Annotated in this window: 22 protein-coding genes; 20 read left to right on the forward strand and 2 right to left on the reverse strand. The window is 64.2% G+C overall.

The annotated features are described in order from the left end of the window. Together AC1DT7_RS22315 and AC1DT7_RS22320 are read right to left on the reverse strand one after the other, a co-directional pair. Positions 1-184: hypothetical protein (locus AC1DT7_RS22315; protein ID WP_478038375.1), on the reverse strand; the 184-nt coding region annotated here is incomplete at its 3' end. A 176-nt stretch (positions 185-360) separates the two neighbouring features. Next, positions 361-969 (reverse strand): peptidoglycan L,D-endopeptidase MepK, encoded by a 609-nt coding sequence (locus tag AC1DT7_RS22320; protein ID WP_478038376.1) that lies wholly within the window; start codon positions 967-969, stop codon positions 361-363. Between the two features lie 25 nt (positions 970-994). Between AC1DT7_RS22320 and AC1DT7_RS22325 the strand changes: the two genes are divergently transcribed. From AC1DT7_RS22325 to nuoN, 20 genes are all read left to right on the forward strand, one after another. Next, the gene (locus tag AC1DT7_RS22325) at positions 995-2,008 is read left to right on the forward strand and encodes a L,D-transpeptidase family protein (protein WP_478038377.1); all 1,014 of its coding nucleotides are present in this window, start codon (positions 995-997) and stop codon (positions 2,006-2,008) included. A gap of 4 nt (positions 2,009-2,012) precedes the next feature. Next, entirely contained in the window at positions 2,013-2,606 is a 594-nt protein-coding gene (locus AC1DT7_RS22330; protein WP_478038378.1) for a M23 family metallopeptidase, read from the forward strand. A gap of 37 nt (positions 2,607-2,643) precedes the next feature. Continuing rightward, positions 2,644-3,207, forward strand: a complete 564-nt coding sequence (gene efp / locus AC1DT7_RS22335) for an elongation factor P (RefSeq protein WP_332716856.1) — start codon at positions 2,644-2,646, stop codon at positions 3,205-3,207. Positions 3,208-3,328: 121 nt separating this feature from the next. After that, complete coding sequence (locus AC1DT7_RS22340; protein ID WP_478038379.1) at positions 3,329-4,141, forward strand: inositol monophosphatase family protein; 813 nt, start codon at positions 3,329-3,331, stop codon at positions 4,139-4,141. A 118-nt stretch (positions 4,142-4,259) separates the two neighbouring features. Further along, positions 4,260-4,634 carry an NADH-quinone oxidoreductase subunit A gene (gene ndhC, locus AC1DT7_RS22345; RefSeq protein WP_272625746.1) on the forward strand — a complete coding sequence of 125 codons (375 nt, stop codon included), beginning with the start codon at positions 4,260-4,262 and terminating at the stop codon, positions 4,632-4,634. Further along, on the forward strand, positions 4,625-5,170 hold the full coding sequence (locus tag AC1DT7_RS22350) for a NuoB/complex I 20 kDa subunit family protein (protein WP_478038380.1): 546 nt from the start codon (positions 4,625-4,627) through the stop codon (positions 5,168-5,170). Before ndhC ends, AC1DT7_RS22350 begins: the two co-directional genes overlap by 10 nt. Beyond that, entirely contained in the window at positions 5,167-6,060 is an 894-nt protein-coding gene (locus AC1DT7_RS22355; protein WP_478038381.1) for an NADH-quinone oxidoreductase subunit C, read from the forward strand. The genes AC1DT7_RS22350 and AC1DT7_RS22355 overlap by 4 nt, the downstream gene beginning before the upstream one ends. Continuing rightward, the gene (locus tag AC1DT7_RS22360) at positions 6,060-7,295 is read left to right on the forward strand and encodes an NADH-quinone oxidoreductase subunit D (RefSeq protein ID WP_478038382.1); all 1,236 of its coding nucleotides are present in this window, start codon (positions 6,060-6,062) and stop codon (positions 7,293-7,295) included. Before AC1DT7_RS22355 ends, AC1DT7_RS22360 begins: the two co-directional genes overlap by 1 nt. A gap of 30 nt (positions 7,296-7,325) precedes the next feature. Continuing rightward, entirely contained in the window at positions 7,326-7,994 is a 669-nt protein-coding gene (locus AC1DT7_RS22365) for a complex I 24 kDa subunit family protein (protein ID WP_478038383.1), read from the forward strand. Next, positions 7,991-8,158 (forward strand): hypothetical protein, encoded by a 168-nt coding sequence (locus tag AC1DT7_RS22370; protein ID WP_478038384.1) that lies wholly within the window; start codon positions 7,991-7,993, stop codon positions 8,156-8,158. Before AC1DT7_RS22365 ends, AC1DT7_RS22370 begins: the two co-directional genes overlap by 4 nt. After that, positions 8,158-9,459, forward strand: a complete 1,302-nt coding sequence (gene nuoF / locus AC1DT7_RS22375) for an NADH-quinone oxidoreductase subunit NuoF (RefSeq protein ID WP_478038385.1) — start codon at positions 8,158-8,160, stop codon at positions 9,457-9,459. The genes AC1DT7_RS22370 and nuoF overlap by 1 nt, the downstream gene beginning before the upstream one ends. Continuing rightward, on the forward strand, positions 9,456-10,118 hold the full coding sequence (locus tag AC1DT7_RS22380; protein ID WP_478038386.1) for a hypothetical protein: 663 nt from the start codon (positions 9,456-9,458) through the stop codon (positions 10,116-10,118). Before nuoF ends, AC1DT7_RS22380 begins: the two co-directional genes overlap by 4 nt. A 14-nt stretch (positions 10,119-10,132) precedes the next feature. Continuing rightward, entirely contained in the window at positions 10,133-12,133 is a 2,001-nt protein-coding gene (gene nuoG, locus AC1DT7_RS22385; protein ID WP_478038387.1) for an NADH-quinone oxidoreductase subunit NuoG, read from the forward strand. Between the two features lie 136 nt (positions 12,134-12,269). Next, positions 12,270-13,322: an NADH-quinone oxidoreductase subunit NuoH gene (nuoH, locus tag AC1DT7_RS22390; RefSeq protein WP_478038388.1), complete on the forward strand. Its 1,053-nt coding sequence runs from the start codon at positions 12,270-12,272 to the stop codon at positions 13,320-13,322. Next, the gene (gene nuoI / locus AC1DT7_RS22395) at positions 13,319-13,804 is read left to right on the forward strand and encodes an NADH-quinone oxidoreductase subunit NuoI (RefSeq protein ID WP_478038389.1); all 486 of its coding nucleotides are present in this window, start codon (positions 13,319-13,321) and stop codon (positions 13,802-13,804) included. Before nuoH ends, nuoI begins: the two co-directional genes overlap by 4 nt. Before the next feature lie 33 nt (positions 13,805-13,837). After that, positions 13,838-14,449, forward strand: a complete 612-nt coding sequence (locus tag AC1DT7_RS22400; protein ID WP_478038390.1) for an NADH-quinone oxidoreductase subunit J — start codon at positions 13,838-13,840, stop codon at positions 14,447-14,449. Beyond that, positions 14,446-14,751, forward strand: a complete 306-nt coding sequence (nuoK, locus tag AC1DT7_RS22405; protein WP_332716817.1) for an NADH-quinone oxidoreductase subunit NuoK — start codon at positions 14,446-14,448, stop codon at positions 14,749-14,751. The genes AC1DT7_RS22400 and nuoK overlap by 4 nt, the downstream gene beginning before the upstream one ends. Before the next feature lie 4 nt (positions 14,752-14,755). Continuing rightward, positions 14,756-16,846 (forward strand): NADH-quinone oxidoreductase subunit L, encoded by a 2,091-nt coding sequence (nuoL, locus tag AC1DT7_RS22410; RefSeq protein ID WP_478038391.1) that lies wholly within the window; start codon positions 14,756-14,758, stop codon positions 16,844-16,846. Continuing rightward, positions 16,843-18,399 carry an NADH-quinone oxidoreductase subunit M gene (locus tag AC1DT7_RS22415; RefSeq protein ID WP_478038392.1) on the forward strand — a complete coding sequence of 519 codons (1,557 nt, stop codon included), beginning with the start codon at positions 16,843-16,845 and terminating at the stop codon, positions 18,397-18,399. Before nuoL ends, AC1DT7_RS22415 begins: the two co-directional genes overlap by 4 nt. Further along, the gene (nuoN, locus tag AC1DT7_RS22420) at positions 18,399-19,838 is read left to right on the forward strand and encodes an NADH-quinone oxidoreductase subunit NuoN (RefSeq protein WP_478038393.1); all 1,440 of its coding nucleotides are present in this window, start codon (positions 18,399-18,401) and stop codon (positions 19,836-19,838) included. The genes AC1DT7_RS22415 and nuoN overlap by 1 nt, the downstream gene beginning before the upstream one ends. Positions 19,839-19,843 lie beyond the last annotated feature (5 nt).

Here is a 19,843-nt window from a genome sequence, read left to right on the forward strand (position 1 = left end):
GGGCCTTGGAAACATCCACTCCACAAATGATCTGCATCACGGTAACCTGTCTTGTCTGTGCGATTGGGAAATCAACCGACTGTTCGGTCGTGCGTGACAACGGCGATGGTCCCTGGCTCAGTGACGGCTGTTCAGCCAGAGAAAGAACGGGCGACATCGCCGCCGCGCCGGGGAGGGCGGCCACCCTCCCCGACGCTCATCGCAGACAATCAAGCCGCGACGAGGATGTCCAGATACAAGAAAGAGCAGGGCCCCTGCCTTGTCTCATCGTGCCGTGAACCTGGCTCGATTTGAATCGGCGGAAGTGCCGGGAAGGGCGGCTATCGCGGTGCCGCGTCGGTCATGGATTGAGGCGCCCTCTTACGTCTGCTGCCAGCGGCGCACCGGTCCGGTATCGACATGGACGAAGCCGTCGCGCGGATAATAGCCGACACCGCCGCCGCCAAGCGCCATGGCAGCACCCCGCAACCGGTCAAGCGACACGCCCGGGATCATGATATCGGTCGCCTTGCCGAGCATATGCTGGCTCTGGCTGGCGACGCCGGTATGCTCGCCCCCGCGGCTGCGCAACGAAGCGTTTGTCTCGGGCGAGCGATAGCCGGAAATCAGGTCGATCTTGCGGCTGCCGCTCACCTCAAGCTTCTCGCGCAGCTGCACGAGAAGCGCGAGGAGCCTGCGATCCATCGGGAAGGCCTTGCCGGTGCGCCAGTCGCGCAGGCCATGGTTCAGCTCGGCGAGACCGTCGGCCACGAATGTGCCGCCTCGGGCAAAGACCGCGTCCACGCTTTCGTTGTTGTGCACGTTGCGGATCGCGAGCCGCAGTTCAGCGCCTGCCGCCATGGCGGGAAAGGGGAATGCCAGAGCGGCGGTGGCCGCCATGACGCCACCGATCAGCGCGCGTCGGGAAAGGATCGGGCCGTCGGTTTGTTCCGGGCCGGAAACAAGCCGGCTGTCCATCGTTGAATGCATGGATCTAATCTAGGGTTGTGATATTATGAGAAAAATAACGGTCGCTGCGGCTTGTCTCGCTTTTGCCTCAGTTGGCCCCGTTGTCGCTGCTGATCCTGGAACAAAGCTTAAAGAGGCTCAACAGATCGATCGTTCTATTCTGCATGTGCAGGTGATTCTCGATCATTTGGGATTTTCGCCTGGCATGCTCGACGGGCGTCCCGGCAAGTCGCTCACGGCTGCGCTGAAAGGCTTCCAGGAATCGCGCAAGCTGAAGGTCACGGGAGAGATCGACCCGGTGACCCTGTCCGCCCTCCATCCCTATCGCGCATGGCGGCCGACCAGGACTCTCGTGCTGACGGCGGAAACGCTCGCCGGGCCCTATACCAACCCGCTGCCCAAGGACCCGCAGCAACAGGCGAAGCTTCCGGCGCTCGGTTACCGATCGCCGATGGAGAAGCTGGCGGAGATGTTCCACACCACGCCCGCGGTGCTGCTTGCGCTCAACAGCCCGCAGACCCGGCTGGTGCCGGGTACGAAGGTGACCTTTCCCAACGCGTTGCCGCTGTCGCGCGCCTATGACGCGAAGCTGCCGGCCGACTGGCGCAAGACGCTGAGCGACCTGAACGTCTCGGCCGACCAGCCGGAGGGCACGAAGATCGTGGTCGACAAGTCGGACGAGGTGCTGCGTGTGCTCGACAAGGACGGGAAGCTTGTCGCGCAGTTCCAGGCGACGATGGGCAGCACGCATGATCCGCTGCCGATCGGCATCTGGAAGATCCAGGGCGCGTCGTACAACCCGCCCTTTCATTACAATCCCGACCTGTTCTGGGATGCGAAGGACAATGCCAAGGCGGCGAAACTGCCGCCCGGTCCGAATGGCCCCGTGGGCGTCATCTGGCTCGATCTGTCGAAACCGCATTACGGTATTCACGGCACGCCCGAACCGAGCACGGTCGGCCGCGCGGAAAGCCACGGCTGCATCAGGCTGAGCAATTGGGATGCGGCGCGGCTGTCACTGATGGTGAAGCCCGGCACGCCGGCGATCTTTCAGGAATGATGCCGTGAGGAAGCTCGGCTGGGGCCTCCTGATCCTGATGGGTGTCGCCATCGCGCTTGTGTTGCTTGCGCAGACCTTGCCCGACGCGAAGGAGCCGGCGGCGCGCGTCGCGACCGCGACGTCGATACCGGATCGGGCTGTTGTCGATACTGGCGGCCCTCTTGCCGTTCCCGTAACCGGCGTAGCGCGAGATGCCATCGCCGATAGCTGGGAGGATCCGCGCGAGGGCGGTGCGCGCCAGCATCACGGCACCGATATCATGGCACCCGGCGGCACTCTGGTCACGGCGGCAGCGCCAGGCACGGTCGAAAAACTGTTCCAGAGCGCGGCTGGCGGTACGACGCTCTATGTCCGTTCGCCCGACCGGCTCTGGGTTTATTATTATGCCCATCTCTCGGGCTACGCGCCGGGCGTCCGGGAAGGGCTGGTGGTGAAGGCCGGCGACCCGATCGGCTATGTCGGCGATACCGGCAATGCCGGGGTGGGCAATTTCCACCTGCATTTCGGCCTCGGCCGCACCGCGCCCGAACAGCATTGGTACCAGGCGCAGGACGTGAACCCTTACCCCTACCTTGCCGGAAAGGCGTCCCGGCGCTAAAGGCCGCGCCTTCGCTCTTTCCATCACAGGCATCCCCATGAAGATCAACGCGGTCGAGATTCGTCCCGGCAACATCCTCGAATATGAAGGCGGCATCTGGCGCGCGGTGAAAATCCAGCACACCCAGCCCGGCAAGGGCGGTGCCTATATGCAGGTCGAGATGAAGAATCTGATCGACGGCCGCAAGAACAATGTCCGCTTCCGCTCGGCCGAGTCGCTCGAGAAGGTCCGGCTCGAGACGACCGACTTCCAGTTCCTGTTCCGCGAAGGCGATCAGCTGACCTTCATGGACAAGATCAACTATGAGCAGATCACGCTGCCCGCCGACCTGCTCGGCGACGCGGCCGCCTTCCTGCAGGACGGCATGGATGTCGTCATGGAGCTCTGGGAAGAGCGCCCGATCTCGGTGCAGCTGCCCGACACGATCGAGGCGCTGATCGTTGAGGCTGATGCGGTGGTGAAGGGCCAGACGGCCTCGTCCAGCTACAAGCCGGCGATCCTGGAGAACGGCGTCCGCGTGATGGTCCCGCCGCATATCGGCGCGGGCACCCGCATCGTGGTCGATGTGTACGAGCAGACCTATGTAAGGCGTGCTGACTAAAGTTCCCCTCCCGCTTGCGGGAGGGGCTAGGGGAGGGCCTGTTCAGGGCCTCACGTCCTCCACCGATTTATGACAGGCCCTCCCCCGACCCCTCCCGCGTGCGGGAGGGGGGAGAATTGCATTGGTTAGTCATTCAGGCCTCATCACCGTCATGGATCGCGCCGCCCGCAAGGCGGCGCCGCGGATTCGTCGCGACTTCAACGAGGTCCAGCACCTGCAGGTGAGCCGCAAGGGCCCGGCCGACTTCGTGTCGATGGCCGACCAGCGTGCCGAGCAGACCATCTTCGAGGAACTGTCCAAGGCGCGGCCCGACTGGGGTTTCCTGATGGAGGAGCGCGGCGAGATCGCCGGCGACCCCAACAAGCCGCGCTGGATCGTCGACCCGATCGACGGCACCACCAACTTCCTCCACGGCATTCCCCATTTCGCGGTCTCGATCGCGGTCGAGGAGCCGCTGGCCAATGGCAAGCGCGAGATCACGACCGGCCTGATCTACAATCCGATCACCGATGACAGCTTCTGGGCCGAAAAGGGCAGGGGCGCCTGGATGCAGGAACAGCGGCTGCGCGTGTCCGCCCGCCGCGAACTGCCCGATGCGCTGATCGCGACGGGCATTCCGTTCCTGGGCCATGGCAATTTCGCCGAATGGAGCCGGATTTTCGGGGCGATCGCGCCCGAAGTGGCGGGCATCCGACGGTTTGGCGCCGCAGCGCTCGATCTCGCCTGGGTCGCGGCTGGCCGTTTCGACGGCTTCTGGGAATCGGGCCTGAAGCCCTGGGACGTTGCCGCCGGTATCCTGCTGGTGCGTGAGGCCGGCGGCTTCGTCACCGATTTCCGCGGTGGCGACCGAATGATGGAACGTGGCGAATTCCTGGCCGCCAATGATGCGCTTCAGTCCAAGCTGCACAAGCTGCTGGCAAACGCCCTTCGCTGAACCTTTTTGGGCGCGGTAACACGATGTTGTTGCGAGTGATTCTCAGTCCTCGCGGCCTTGCCCAACAGGGGGCATCGTCCTAAAGCCGCGCCAGTCATTCGCACCTGCGAGAAGCCCATTGGTCGACCTGTCGCAATATCTGCCGATCCTGCTGTTCCTCGGCGTCGCGATCGTGCTGTCCAGCGCGTTCGTGTTCCTGCCGATCATCGCCGCGCGCTTTACCGGCGCGCACAAGCCGACGCCTGAAAAACTCACCGAATATGAGTGCGGTTTTCCGGCGTTCGAAGATTCGCGCAGCCAGTTCGACGTGCGCTTTTATCTCGTCGCGATCCTGTTCATCATCTTCGATCTCGAAGCGGCGTTTCTCTATCCCTGGGCCGTCAGCGTCTTCTCGCTCGGCTGGACGGCATGGTTCGCGATGATGGGCTTCATTGCCGAACTCGCGCTCGGCCTCGTTTACGCATGGAAGAAGGGAGCGCTCGAGTGGGAGTAGAACTCACACCTGCCGCCTCCGGCGGCGCGATCATCCCGCCCGACCAGTCGTTCTTCAACGACCTGAACGGCGAGCTGACCGACAAGGGTTTCCTCGTCACCTCGACCGAGGACCTGTTTCAATGGGCCCGCACCGGCTCGCTCTGGTGGATGACCTTCGGTCTCGCCTGCTGCGCGGTCGAGATGATCCATGTGAACATGCCGCGTTACGATCTCGAGCGCTTCGGCGCCGCGCCGCGCGCATCGCCGCGTCAGTCGGATGTGATGATCGTCGCGGGGACGCTCTGCAATAAGATGGCCCCGGCGCTGCGTCGTGTGTACGACCAGATGTCCGAGCCGAAATATGTGATTTCGATGGGCTCCTGCGCCAATGGCGGCGGCTATTATCATTATAGCTACAGCGTCGTGCGCGGCTGCGACCGGATCGTGCCGGTCGACATCTACGTTCCCGGTTGCCCGCCCACCGCGGAAGCGCTGCTGTATGGCATCATGCAGCTTCAGCGTAAGATCCGCCGCATCGGAACGATCGAACGGTGAGGGCGCCGGCGCCGGCCTACACGGCCAATGACGGGGTCATCGATCGCGCGGGCGAGGTGCTCGGCGCGAACCTAGTGTCGTCGCTCGACGCCGTGGGCGAGGTTGCCCTGACGGTCGATCGCGTGTCGCTGGTCGAGACGATGGTCGCCCTGCGCGATACGCCGGGTCTCGAATATCAGCAGCTGATGGAGATCGCGGGCGTCGATTATCCGGAGCGGCCCGACCGCTTCGAGGTTGTCTATTGCCTGCTCTCGCTGACGCGCAATCACCGCATCCGCGTGCATGTGCAGACCGACGAGGAAAAGCCGGTGCCGTCCGTCACGGGCATCTGGCCGGTTGCCGGCTGGCTGGAGCGCGAAGTGTACGACATGTACGGCGTGCTCTTCTCGGGCAACGCGGATCTGCGCCGCATCCTGACGGACTATGGCTTCCGCGGCCATCCGCAGCGCAAGGACTTCCCGCTGACCGGCTATGTCGAGCTGCGCTATTCGGAAGAAGCGAAGCGTGTGGTGTATGAGCCGGTCCAGCTCGCCCAGGATTTCCGCAGCTTCGACTTCATGAGCCCGTGGGAAGGCGCCGAGTATATCCTTCCAGGCGACGAGAAGGCGAAGCTCCCCGAAGCCAAGGGTGCGCCGACGCCGCTCAAGGCCGACGAGATCCAGAAGGCGGATGCTGCCAAGACTGCAGTCGCTGCCCCTGCGGCAACGCCCAAGACCACCGAGAGCACGGCGCAGACCGGTGCCGGCAAGGCCTCGCCTGATGCCGAGCCCAAGCCGGTCGAGCCGGATGTCGTGAAGAAGCCGCGTGCATCGCGGGCCAAGCCAGCCGCCGCGGACGACGCGCCGGCTGCGCCCAAGCCGCGTACGCGCAAGAAGCCGGATAGCAACTAATGGCCGATCATCTCGACGCCATCGAAGGCAAGCTGGACGTAGCCGATCCCGAGGTCGGCGACATCGCGATCCAGAACTACACGATCAATTTCGGTCCGCAGCACCCGGCCGCGCACGGCGTGTTGCGTCTGGTGATGGAGCTCGATGGGGAGATCGTCGAGCGTGTCGATCCGCATATCGGCCTGCTCCACCGCGGCACCGAGAAGCTGATCGAGCACAAGACCTATATCCAGGCGCTGCCCTATTTCGACCGGCTCGATTACTGCTCGCCGCTCTGCATGGAGCACAGCTTCGTGCTCGCGATCGAGAAGCTGCTCGATCTCGAAGTGCCGATCCGTGCCCAATATCTCCGCGTGTTCTTCGCCGAGCTGACGCGCATCTCGAACCACATGCTCAACCTCGGCAGCCATGTGATGGACGTCGGCGCGATGACGCCGAACCTGTGGCTGTTCGAGATTCGTGAGGATTGCCTCAACTTCTTCGAACGCGTGTCCGGCGCGCGCATGCATTCGGCCTATTTCCGGCCGGGCGGCGTGCACCAGGATACGCCGCTCAAGCTGCTGACCGATATCGCCGACTGGCTCGACAATCGCCTGCCGCGCATTTTCGAGGACGCGATCAGCCTCGTCGCCGACAACCGCATCTTCAAGCAGCGCAACGTCGATATCGCGACGGTCAGCCGTGACGATGCGATCCGCTGGGGTTTCTCCGGCCCGATGATCCGCGGCTCGGGCATCCCCTGGGATCTGCGCAAGTCGCAGCCCTATGACGTCTATGCGAAGATGGACTTCGACGTGCCGGTCGGCACGCGCGGCGATTGCTATGACCGGTTCATGGTGCGCGTGGAGGAGGTCCGCCAGTCGGTGCGGATCATGAAGCAGTGCCTGAACGAGATGCCCGAAGGGCCGATCGCCAGCCTCGACCGCAAGGTCGTGCCGCCCAAGCGGGCCGAGATGAAGCGTTCGATGGAAGCGCTGATCCATCACTTCAAGCTCTACACCGAGGGCTTCCACGTGCCCGCGGGCGACGTCTATGTCGCGACCGAGAGCCCGAAGGGCGAGTTCGGCGTTTATCTGGTCGCGGACGGCAGCAACAAGCCGTACCGGTGCAAGATCCGTCCGACGGCCTTCTCGCATCTCCAGGCGATGGATTTCATGGCCAAGGGCCACATGCTCGCCGACACCACCGCCATTCTCGGCGCGATGGATATCGTGTTCGGGGAGTGCGACCGGTGAGGGCGATCGACATATTGAGCGGTAAGCAGAATGGCTGAAGCACCCAAGATCCCCGACGAGGCAGAGACCCGCGCGCGCTGGGGCGCGTTCATCTGGACTGCTGAGAACCGCAAGAAGGCGGCCGAGATCCTCGGTCGTTATCCCAAGGGTCGCGAGCAGTCGGCGTCGCTGCCGTTGCTTGATCTCGCCCAGCGCCAGGTCGGCGCGGAGACGAAGACCCAGGGCTGGTTGCCGGTTCCGGTGATCGAATATGTCGCGCGCGAAATCGGCGTGCCGTACATGCGCGTCTACGAGGTCGCGACCTTCTACACCATGTTCAATATGGCACCGGTCGGCCGTTATCACGTCCAGGTCTGCGGCACGACGCCGTGCATGCTCGGCGGGTCGGACGATGTGCTCGCCGCCTGCAAGAATCGCGGCCTGGTCAAGGGGGCGACCACGCCCGACGGCCTGTTCACGCTGACCGAGGTCGAGTGCCTGGGCGCCTGCGCCAATGCGCCGATGGTCCAGATCAACGACGATAACTTCGAGGATCTCGATTACGATCGCACCGCTGCGATCCTGGATGCGCTGGCCGAGGGCAAGACGCCGACGCCGGGCTCGCAGACCGGCCGTCGCGACAGCTGCCCGGCGGGCGGCCCGACCAGCCTCAAGGAAATGGTCGACGAGAACCACGATTATCGGGGGGAATGGGCATGAAGGGTACCAATCCCATCGTCGTGCTCCTCGCCATCATCGGCGGGCTCGTCGTGCTCGGTTTCGTGCTGAAGGTTACCTTCAAGCTGCTCGGCCTGCTGATCGTGATCGGCATCGGCCTCGTCATTTACTTCGCGGTGCAGAGCGCGACGGGGAAGGGCCGCTGATGCTCGCCGACAAGGATCGTATCTTCACCAACGTCTACGGTTTCCAGCCGTGGAATCTCGACGCAGCGATCAAGCGCGGCGATTGGGACGACACCAAGGGGCTGATGGCGCGCGGCCAGGACGCGCTGATCGACGCGGTCAAGGCGTCGGGCCTGCGCGGCCGTGGCGGGGCTGGTTTTCCGACCGGCACCAAATGGTCGTTCATGCCGAAGGAGCCCAAGCCCGAGCGGCCGAACTTCCTCGTCATCAACGCCGACGAATCTGAGCCCGGGTCCTGCAAGGACCGCGAGATCATGCGCCACGATCCGCACAAGCTGATCGAAGGCGCGCTGATCGCCGGGTTCGCGATGCGCGCGCGCGCCGCGTACATCTACATCCGCGGCGAATATATCCGTGAGGCGGAGGTGCTCTTCGCCGCCGTCGCCGAAGCCTATGACAAGGGCCTGATCGGCAAGAATGCCTCGGGTTCGGGCTATGATTTCGACGTATTCGTCCACCGTGGCGCCGGGGCCTATATCTGCGGCGAAGAGACCGCGATGCTCGAGAGCCTCGAAGGCAAGAAGGGCCAGCCGCGCCTGAAGCCGCCATTCCCGGCGGGTGCGGGCCTTTACGGCTGCCCGACCACGGTCAACAATGTGGAATCGATCGCGGTCGTCCCGACGATCCTGCGGCGCAGCCCCGAATGGTTCGCCGGCATTGGCGCCGAAAATAACCGCGGCACCAAGCTGTTCCAGATCTCGGGCCATGTAAACAAGCCCTGCGTGGTCGAGGAGGCGATGAGCATCCCCTTCCGCCAGCTGATCGAGGAACATTGCGGCGGCATCCGCGGCGGGTGGGATAATCTGCTCGCGGTGATCCCGGGCGGCTCCTCGGTGCCGCTCGTTCCCGCGGCGCAGATCATGGACTGCCCGATGGATTTCGACGGGCTCAAGGCGCTTGGCTCCGGCCTAGGCACCGCGGCGATCATCGTCATGGACAAGTCCGCCGACATCGTCCGCGCGATCAGCCGCATCTCCTACTTCTACAAGCATGAGAGCTGCGGCCAGTGCACGYCGTGCCGCGAGGGCACCGGCTGGATGTGGCGCGTGATGGAGCGGCTGCGCACCGGCGATGCCGACATCAGCGAGATCGACACGCTGCAGCAGGTCACCAAGCAGATCGAAGGGCACACCATCTGCGCTCTCGGCGATGCGGCGGCATGGCCGATCCAGGGCCTGATCAAGCATTTCCGGCCGGAGCTGGAGCGCCGGATCAAGGAACGCGGGGGTGACCTCTCGCCGATGATGGAGGCTGCGGAATGAAGGTTCTTGCATTCATCGGGATGTGCCTGGTGCCGCTGGTCGTAAGTCCGGCGATGGCTGCTGACGACGCTGCGACGATGCGCGAAGCGCGCGCCACGGCCGAATGTGTCCTGGAGCAGCAGCCCACCGCCGTGGACAGCCTGCTCGGTACCCTGCCGGGCTCGGACCAAGAGGTTCGCGCGGCCGAGCGTCTCAAGGCGATCTACAAGGCCTGCAGCGGCGACAAGTTCGCGCTCGCGATCAACAAGGGATCGCAGGGTCTCTTCAACGGCCGGCCCGGTCTTGCGGCGGCAGCCGCTTCCGCCGCGCTGGAGAAGCGCGATGCCGACATATCCCGGCTTCAGGGCGCGCAGGTATGGTACGCCAATGCGATCGCCGGAACGGCGGCGGGCAGGGGCTATGACGCGGTCGCGATCGGCCGCCAGGAATTCGGTACCTGTGTCGTAAAGGCCGCGCCGGAAAGCGCCGTCAGGCTGGTACGGTCCAGGTCGGGCAGCGCGGAGGAGCGCGAGGCGCTCTCGGGCATCACGCCGGTGCTGTCGGGCTGCATCGCCGCCGGCACGCCGATCAGCATCAAGCGCGACACTCTTCGCCTGATGATCGCAGAGCCAGTTTATCACGCCATTGTCGACGGCCCCGCGGCCGGCCGGCGCAGCTAGCAAGTACGAAACGCATGCCAAAGCTCAAGGTCGACGGAATCGAGATCGAGGTCCCCGCGGGTGCCACGGTGCTGCAGGCGTGCGAGATCGCCGGCAAGGAGATCCCGCGCTTCTGTTATCACGAGCGGCTGTCGATCGCCGGCAATTGCCGCATGTGCCTGGTCGAGGTGAAGCCGGGGCCGCCCAAGCCCCAGGCGTCGTGCGCTCTTCCGGCAGCCGAGAACCAGGAAATCTTTACCAACACGCCGATGGTGAAGAACGCCCGCGAGGGCGTGATGGAATTCCTGCTGATCAACCATCCGCTCGATTGCCCGATCTGCGATCAGGGCGGCGAATGTGACCTGCAGGACCAGAGCCTGGCCTATGGCCGCGGCCATTCTCGCTATGACGAGAACAAGCGCGCCGTGACCGAGAAATATATGGGTCCCATCGTGAAGACGGTGATGACGCGGTGCATCCAGTGCACGCGCTGCATCCGCTTCGCCGAGGAAGTCGCCGGCGTCGAGGAGATCGGTGCGATCGGCCGCGGCGAGGATATGCAGATCACCTCCTATCTCGAAGGCGCGGTGACGAGCGAGCTTTCCGGCAATGTCGTCGATCTCTGCCCGGTCGGCGCGCTGACCTCGAAGCCCTATGCGTTCGAGGCCCGCCCTTGGGAGCTCAAGAAGACGCTGACCATCGACGTGATGGACGCGGTCGGCACCAACATCCGCCTCGACAGCCGTGGCCGCCAGGTGCTGCGCGCGCTTCCGGTAATCAACGAGGACGTCAACGAGGAATGGGCGAGCGACAAGACCCGCCACGCCGTTGACGGCCTGGTCCGCCGCCGCCTCGATCGTCCGTTCGTCCGCAAGGACGGCAAGCTGACCGAAGCGAGCTGGGACGAGGCCTTCGCCGCTATCGCCGCAGTGAACGCCGGCGCCAGCGTCGCCGCGATCCATGGCGACCTGGTCGATTGCGAGACGCTCTACGCCGCCAAGGCGCTGCTCGGCGCGATGGGTTCGACCCTGATCGAGGGCCGCCAGACCGGTATGGCCTATGACGCGACGTCGCTCGCCGCGGTCAATTTCAACACGACGATCGCGGGTGCCGAGACGGCTGATGCGATCCTGCTGGTCGGCACCAACCTGCGCTGGGAAGCGCCGCTGGTGAACACCCGCATCCGCAAGGCGATCAAGAAGGGCGCGAAGGTCTTCGCGATCGGCGAAGAAACCGACCTGACCTACAAGGTCGAATGGCTCGGCAACGATCTGTCGCTGCTCGGCAAGCTGCCCGACGCGGCGGCAGAAGCCTTCAAGAACGCCCAGCGTCCGATGGTCATCGTCGGCGGCGCGGCGCTCAAGAACGGTCATGGCGCCGCGCTGAAGCTCGCMGGGTCGCTCAACCTGGTGCGCGACGGCTGGAACGGCTTCAACGTGCTGCACATGGCGGCGTCGCGCATGGGCGGCCTGATGCTTGGGCTCGCGCAGAAGGGCGGCATCGCTGACATCGTGGGGGCCAAGCCAAAGCTCACTTTCTTCCTCGGTGCCGACGAGCTGGATTTCTCGGCCTTCGCCGACAGCTTCAAGGTCTATGTCGGCCATCACGGCGACAAGGGCGCGGCCGCGGCCGATGTCGTGCTGCCGGGCGCGAGCTATGCCGAGAAGTCCGGCACCTGGGTCAATCTCGAGGGCCGTGTCCAGCGCGGCGAGCGTGCGGTGTTCCCACCGGGCGACGCCCGTGAGGACTGGACGATCCTGCGCGCGCTGTCGGCGGTGCTGGGCAAGACCCTGCCGTTCGACACGCTCGAGGAACTGCGCGCCGCGATGGGTGTCGATACGCCCGATCTCGCCACGCTCGGCCTGCGTAGCTTCGCCTGGAACGCCCCCGCGCTCGGCGCGAAGGGGGAGGGGCCGGTCGGCTATCCGATCAAGGATTTCTATCTCACCAACGCCATCTGCCGCGCGTCCCCGACGATGCAGCGCTGCTCGGCCGAGCTGATCCACGGCGAAGAGTTCGCGGAGGCAGCCGAGTGATGCATGTGGGACTTCATTTCCGACCTTCTCTTCGATCTCCTGCCCAAACCGGTCCGGATCGGATGTCTGATCGTCTGCGTGCTGCTCCTGGCAACGCTGTTCCTGTGGCTCTGGCTTCGGTGACGGAGCGCTTCGCATGACCAACTTCTTCCAAAACTTTGTCGGCCTGCCGTTCGAATGGGCTTGGTTCGTCGCGACGATCGTCGGCATCCTCGTCATCGCGCTGCCGCTGATGCTGGCGGTCGCCATGATCATCTATGCCGATCGCAAGATCTGGGCGGCGATGGCGCTGCGTCGCGGCCCGAACGTGGTCGGCCCGCTCGGCCTGCTGCAGAGCTTTGCCGACGGCCTGAAGGTGTTCCTGCAGGAAACCATCATCCCGACCAGCGCGAACAAGGGCCTGTTCCTGCTCGCGCCGATCATCACCTTCACGGTGGCGTTGATCGTCTGGGCGGTTATCCCGTTCCAGGCGGGCGTCGTACTGGCGGACATCAATGTCGGCTTGCTCTATGTGCTCGCTGCCTCGTCGCTCGGCGTCTACGGCATCATCCTGGCTGGCTGGTCGTCCAACTCGAAATATCCCTTCTACTCGGCGATCCGCGCTGCGGCGCAGATGGTGTCGTACGAAGTCGCGATCGGCTTCGTGCTGATCTCGGTCGTGATGTGGGCGGGCAGCTTCAACCTGTCGACCATCGTGTTCGCGCAGCAGGGATTGTACGGCTTCATCAACGGCTTCGCGTTCAACCCGCTGCTGTTCCCGATGGCGATCGTGTTCTTCATCTCGTCGCTGGCCGAGACGCAGCGCGCGCCGTTCGACCTGACCGAGGCGGAGAGCGAGCTCGTCGCCGGTTACCAGACCGAATATTCGTCGATGAGCTTCGCGCTGTTCTGGCTCGGCGAATATGCCAACGTCATCCTGATGTGTGCGCTGAACGCGACGCTTTTCTGGGGCGGCTGGCTGCCGCCGCTCGACTGGGCGCCGCTCTATTATGTCCCGGGCATCATCTGGCTGTTCGCCAAGATGCTGTTCTTCTTCTTCGTGTTCAGCTGGGTGAAGGCCACCGTCCCGCGCTACCGTTATGACCAGCTGATGCGGCTGGGCTGGAAGATATTCCTCCCGCTCTCGCTGTTCTGGGTGTTCCTGGTGTCGGGCTTCCTGATGCTGACGCGTTTTGGAGTTTCGTCATGAACGTCGCCCAGATCATCAAATCCTACACTCTGTGGGAATTCGTCAAAGCGCACGCGCTCACCCTGAAGTATTTCTTCAAGGCGAAGGCGACGATCAACTACCCGTTCGAGAAGAACCCGATCTCCCCGCGCTTCCGCGGCGAACATGCGCTGCGCCGTTACCCGAACGGCGAGGAACGCTGCATCGCGTGCAAGCTGTGCGAGGCGGTGTGCCCGGCCCAGGCGATCACGATCGAGGCCGAGCCGCGTGAGGACGGCAGCCGCCGCACCACGCGCTACGACATCGACATGACCAAGTGCATCTATTGCGGCCTGTGCCAGGAAGCCTGCCCGGTCGATGCCGTGGTCGAGGGGCCGAATTTCGAATTCGCCACCGAAACCCGCGAGGAGCTTATCTACGACAAGGCCAAGCTGCTCGATAATGGCGATCGCTGGGAACGTGCGATTGCCGCGAACCTTGCCGCCGATGCACCGTACCGTTAAGCGCCAGCCGAATCCGAGGGGCCTCCTGATTCCGTGATACAGACACTCGCCTTTTATCTGTTCGCCGTGATGGTGCTGCTGTCGGCAGCGCTGACCATCACCGCGCGGAACCCGGTCCACGCCGTGCTGTGGCTGATCCTCGCCTTCTTCAATGCGGCGGGGCTGATGGTGCTGGTGGGCGCCGAGTTCATCGCGATGCTGCTCGTCATCGTCTATGTCGGGGCGGTCGCGGTGCTGTTCCTGTTCGTCGTGATGATGCTCAACATCGATTTCGCCGAACTGCGCAGCGGTTTCGCCCGCTACCTGCCGATCGGGCTGGTACTGGCGATTGGCCTTGCCGCCGAAATCGTCGTCGCGGTCGGCGCCTATAGCGCGGGTGCGATCGAGCTTGGCCGCCGCGCCGCGCCGATTACCGACGACGTGCCGAACATCGTCGCGATCGGCAACCTGCTCTACACCCGCTACCTGTTCATCTTCGAAGGTGCCGGGCTCGTCCTGCTGGTCGCCATGATCGGCGCGATCGTGCTGACCCACCGCGAGCGTGGCGGCACCCGCCCGCAGAACATCAACCGCCAGATTTCGCGTCGGCCGCAGGATGCGACCCGCAACACGCAGCCTGGCGTAGGGCAGGGGATCGAGCTGTGATCGGCCTCACGCATTATCTCGTCGTCGCGGCGATCCTGTTCGCGCTCGGCGTGCTCGGCATCGTCGTCAATCGCAAGAACCTCATCGTCATGCTGATGGCGGTCGAGCTCATCCTGCTGGCGGTGAACCTGAACCTCGTCGCTTTCTCGGCCTATCTCCACGATCTGGTCGGGCAGGTGTTCGCGATGTTCGTGCTGACCGTCGCCGCAGGCGAGGCCGCGATCGGCCTTGCCATCCTGGTCATCTATTTCCGCGGACGCGGCACGATCTCGGTCGACGACGTCAACCGGATGAAGGGGTAATTCGTTGATCCTCGTCATCGTCTTCCTGCCGCTGCTCGCGGCGATCGTCGCAGGCCTGGGTAACCGGGCGCTCGGCAACACCGTCGCCAAGTCGATCACGACCGGCGCGCTGTTCGTGTCGTGCGCGCTGAGCTGGCCGATCTTCATCGAGTATCTCGGTGGGGCCGAACCCAGCATCACGCATGTGCTGAACTTCATCCATTCGGGCGATCTCGACGTCGCCTGGGCACTCCGCGTCGATGCGCTCACCGCCGTCATGCTGGTGGTGATCACCTCGGTGTCGGCGCTCGTCCATCTGTATAGCTGGGGCTATATGTCGGACGATCCCGACCAGCCGCGCTTCTTCGCCTATCTGTCGCTGTTCACCTTCGCCATGCTGATGCTGGTGACTGCCAACAACCTGGTCCAGATGTTCTTCGGCTGGGAAGGCGTCGGTCTCGCCAGCTATCTGCTGATCGGTTTCTGGTTCAAGAAGCCGAGCGCCAATGCCGCCGCGATCAAGGCGTTCGTCGTCAACCGTGTCGGCGATCTCGGCTTCATGCTCGGCATTTTCGGGACTTTCCTGGTGTTCGGCACCGTGTCGATCCCCGACATCCTGTCTGCCGCACCCGGCATGGCCGGATCGACCATCGGCTTCCTCGGCCAGCGCTGGGATACGATGACGATCCTCTGCCTGCTGCTGTTCGTCGGCGCGATGGGCAAGTCGGCGCAGCTCGGCCTGCACACCTGGCTTCCCGACGCGATGGAAGGCCCTACCCCGGTGTCGGCGCTGATCCATGCCGCGACGATGGTCACCGCCGGCGTGTTCATGGTCTGCCGCCTGTCGCCGATGTTCGAGACGAGCCCGTTCGCGCTCCACGTCGTCATGACGATTGGCGCAGCGACCTGCTTGTTTGCCGCGACCGTTGGCCTGGTGCAGACCGACATCAAGCGCGTCATCGCCTATTCGACCTGCTCGCAGCTCGGCTACATGTTCTTCGCGGCCGGCTGCGGCGCGTACGGCGCGGCGATGTTCCACCTGTTTACGCACGCCTTCTTCAAGGCGCTGCTGTTCCTCGGTGCCGGCTCGGTGATCCATGCGATGCACCATGAGCAGGACATGCGCTATTATGGCGGCCTGCGGAAACACATCCCGATCACCTTTTGGGGCATGATGGCGGGTACCCTTGCGATCACCGGTGTCGGTATCCCGGCCGTGTTCGGAAATCCGCTTGCCATCGGTTTCGCCGGCTTCCACTCGAAGGACGCGATCATCGAGGCTGCCTGGGCAGCTGGCCAGTCGGGTGCGTCGATCGTCGGCATAATCGTGGCGCTGCTGACCAGCTTCTATTCCTGGCGGCTGATGTTCCTCACCTTCTGGGGCAAGCCGCGCTGGGCTCAGTCCGAGCATATCCAGCATGCCGTGCACGACGCGCACGGCCATGGTCATGGCGATCACGCGCATGACGCCCATGCCCATGACGCGCACCACGACGACCACGCGCATGCGCACGGCCATGACGATCACGGCCATGATCATGGTGACGGCACTGCCGGCTATCATCCGCATGAGAGCCCGCTGCCGATCCTGATCCCGCTGATCCTTCTGTCGATCGGCGCGGTCATCGCCGGCTTCGTCTTCCACGGCTATTTCATCGAGCCGGCCGCGGGCGAGGAATATTGGAAGGGCAGCATCGCCTTCAGCGAGCATCTGATGCACGCGATGCACGAGGTGCCGTTGGGCGTGAAGCTGTCGGCGTCGATCGCCATGCTGCTCGGCCTGTGGGGTGCCTGGATGGCCTATGTCCGCAATCCGGACATTCCGAAGAGGGTCGCTGGCCAGTTCAGCTTCCTCTACGATTTCCTGCTCAACAAATGGTATTTCGACGAGCTGTATAACATCCTGTTCGTCCGACCCGCCTTCGCCCTTGGCCGCCTCTTCTGGCATCGCGGCGACGAGAAGACGATCGACCGCTTCGGGCCCAACGGCTCGGCCTGGGTCGTCGCGCTCGGTTCGCGGGTCGCCGGCAAGGTCCAGACTGGATATGTGTACACCTATGCCTTCGTCATGCTGATCGGCCTGACTGCCGCCGTTACCTGGGCGATCGCACAATGACCGGCTTTCCGATCCTCTCCGTCATGCTGGCGATTCCCGCGATCGCCGCGGTCGCCTGCCTGTTCGTCAGCGCGAACACGGCGCGCTGGGTCGCGCTGATCGCGACCCTGGTCGACCTGGTGCTCGGCATCTGCCTCTGGGCTCAGTTCGATATCGGCGGGCCGCAATGGCAGTTCGTCGAGGCGCACGAGAATCTGTTCGGCCCGATCGGCTGGAAGCTCGGCATCGACGGCTTCGCACTGATGCTCATCATGCTCAGCGTGTTCCTGATGCCGATCTGCATCGGCGCGAGCTGGGTGGCGATCGAGAAGCGCGTCCAGGAATATATGTGCGCGTTCCTCGTCACCGAGTTGCTGATGATCGGCACCTTCGCGGCGCAGGACCTGTTCCTGTTCTACATCTTCTTCGAAGCCGGCCTGATCCCGATGTACCTCATCATCGGCATCTGGGGCGGGGCGAACCGGATCTACGCGTCGTATAAATTCTTCCTCTACACGCTGCTCGGCTCGGTGCTGATGTTCATCGCGATGTTGTGGATGGTCCAGTTTGCCGGCACCGCCGACATCCCGACCCTGCTCAACACCGATTTCCCGGCGCATGCGCAGACCTGGCTATGGCTTGCCTTCTTCGCGTCCTTCGCGGTGAAGATGCCGATGTGGCCGGTCCACACCTGGCTGCCCGACGCGCACGTTCAGGCGCCGACCGCCGGCTCGGTCATCCTGGCCGGCGTGCTGCTGAAGCTCGGCGGTTATGGTTTCCTGCGCTTCTCGCTGCCGATGTTCCCGGAGGCGTCGGCCGAGTTCGTCTGGCTGATCTTCGGCCTGTCGGCGGTGGCGGTGATCTACACCTCGCTGGTCGCGCTGGTTCAGTCCGACATGAAGAAGCTGATCGCCTATTCGTCGGTCGCGCATATGGCGATCGTCACGATTGGCCTGTTCGCCTTCAACCGGCAGGGCATCGAAGGCGCGATGATCGTGATGCTCAGCCATGGCCTCGCCTCGGCGGCGCTGTTTCTCTGCGTGGGCGTGATCTACGATCGGCTGCACACCCGTGAGATCAGCCGTTATGGCGGCCTGGCGATCAACATGCCGCGCTACGCGCTGTTCTTCATGCTGTTCACCATGGCGTCGGTCGGTCTGCCCGGCACCAGTGGTTTCGTCGGCGAGTTCCTCTCGCTGGCCGGCACCTACAAGGTTTCGACCACCATCACCCTGCTGTGCACCACCGGGATCATCCTGGGTGCTGCGTACATGCTCTATCTCTACCGCCGCGTCGTGTTCGGCGATCTGACCAAGGATGACGTCCGCGCGATGCCCGATCTCTCCTTCCGCGAAATCGCGCTGCTCGCCCCGATTGCGGCGGTGGTGCTGTGGATGGGTGTCTATCCGGAAAGCTTCCTGGCCCCGATGCGCGGCGACGTCGCCACGCTGGAGGCGCGTATTGCTCGCGCTGCGCCCGCCGGTGACTCGCTGCCGACTGCCGGCAAGCCCGCGGCTCCTGCGGCACATCATGGTGCCGCTGCCCCGGCCGCCGCTCATGGGGAGGCACACTGATGAACGCCTCGATGCTCATGGTGCTGCCGGAGTTGGTATTGACCGCCGGCGCGCTGATCCTGATGCTGGCCGCCGCCTGGGGCGGACAGGCTTCCACCAAGGCGATCTCCTGGACCTCGGTCGCGGTACTGTTCGGTGCCGGGATCGCGCTGATGGGCCCGGCTTCGTCGGGTGGCGAAGCCTTTGACGGCCTGTACCGTGCAGATGCCTTTGCCGCCTTTGCCAAGGTGCTGATCTATATCGCGGCTGGTGTCGCGATCCTGATCGCCCCGCGCTTCTTCCAGCAGACCTCGGGCGACGATCTTCGTCCGGAATATCCGGTGCTGATCCTGCTCTCCGCCATCGGCATGGGCATGATGGTGTCGGCGGGCGACCTGCTGACACTCTATGTCGGTCTCGAGCTGCAGAGCCTTGCCGCCTATGTGCTGGCGAGCTTCATGCGCCGCGATGCGCGGTCGGCCGAAGCTGGCCTGAAATATTTCGTACTCGGCGCGCTGGCGAGCGGCATCCTGCTCTACGGCATCAGCCTGGTCTATGGCTTCAGCGGTACGACGCTCTTCTCGCTGATCGCCGACGCCTATGGCGCCGGCCATTCGCTTGGCCTGACCTTTGGCCTAGTGTTCGTCTTTGCCGGCCTTGCCTTCAAGATCAGCGCGGTGCCGTTCCACATGTGGACGCCGGACGTGTACGAAGGCGCGCCGACCCCGGTGACGACCTTCTTCGCCTCCGCGCCCAAGGTCGCTGCGATGGCGCTGGCGGTCCGCGTCGCCGTCGAGGCGATGGGCCCGGCTGCCGATCAGTGGCGCCAGATCGTGATCTTCGCCTCGCTCGCATCGATCATCTTCGGTGCGGTCGCGGCGATCGGTCAGACCAACATCAAGCGCCTGCTTGCCTATAGCTCGATCAACAATGTCGGCTTTGCGCTGGTAGGCCTCGCCTGCGGCACGGCCGAGGGCGTGTCGGCTGTGCTGATCTATCTGACTATCTATATCGCGATGACGCTCGGCAGCTTCCTCGTCGTGCTCCAGATGCGCGATCAGGACGGCCAGCCGGTCGAGACGATCGCGAGCCTGTCGGGCATGTCCAAGACCCAGCCCGGCCTCGCGCTGGCGCTCGGCCTGTTCATGTTCAGCCTGGCGGGCATCCCGCCGCTGCTCGGCTTCTATGCGAAGTTCGTGGTGTTCCAGGCGGCCGTGCAGGCGGGTCTCTTCCCGTTCGCGGTGGTCGGCATCGCGGCCTCGGTGATCGGCGCCTATTATTATCTGCGCGTCGTGAAGACGATGTATTTCGACGATGCGGCGACGGCCTTCCTGCCGGTCGGCAGCAAGGTCGAAGGCGGGCTGATCGCGATTGCCGCGACCTTCATCTCGCCGCTCGGTTATCTCGCCATCCCGTGCCTTGGTGCATGGGCTGCGGTCGCTGCCAAGGCGCTGTTCTGACGCAT

The sequence above is a fragment of the Sphingomonas sp. P3_C6 genome, assembly GCF_056402595.1.

Coding starts and splice junctions, on each gene's coding strand:
- AC1DT7_RS22320 (WP_478038376.1), bottom strand. CDS start 969: ATGCATTCAACGATGGACAGCCGGCTTGTTTCCGGCCCGGAACAAACC.
- AC1DT7_RS22325 (WP_478038377.1), top strand. CDS start 995: ATGAGAAAAATAACGGTCGCTGCGGCTTGTCTCGCTTTTGCCTCAGTT.
- efp (WP_332716856.1), top strand. CDS start 2,644: ATGAAGATCAACGCGGTCGAGATTCGTCCCGGCAACATCCTCGAATAT.
- AC1DT7_RS22360 (WP_478038382.1), top strand. CDS start 6,060: ATGGCCGATCATCTCGACGCCATCGAAGGCAAGCTGGACGTAGCCGAT.
- AC1DT7_RS22365 (WP_478038383.1), top strand. CDS start 7,326: ATGGCTGAAGCACCCAAGATCCCCGACGAGGCAGAGACCCGCGCGCGC.
- AC1DT7_RS22370 (WP_478038384.1), top strand. CDS start 7,991: ATGAAGGGTACCAATCCCATCGTCGTGCTCCTCGCCATCATCGGCGGG.
- AC1DT7_RS22380 (WP_478038386.1), top strand. CDS start 9,456: ATGAAGGTTCTTGCATTCATCGGGATGTGCCTGGTGCCGCTGGTCGTA.
- nuoH (WP_478038388.1), top strand. CDS start 12,270: ATGACCAACTTCTTCCAAAACTTTGTCGGCCTGCCGTTCGAATGGGCT.
- nuoI (WP_478038389.1), top strand. CDS start 13,319: ATGAACGTCGCCCAGATCATCAAATCCTACACTCTGTGGGAATTCGTC.
- AC1DT7_RS22415 (WP_478038392.1), top strand. CDS start 16,843: ATGACCGGCTTTCCGATCCTCTCCGTCATGCTGGCGATTCCCGCGATC.
- nuoN (WP_478038393.1), top strand. CDS start 18,399: ATGAACGCCTCGATGCTCATGGTGCTGCCGGAGTTGGTATTGACCGCC.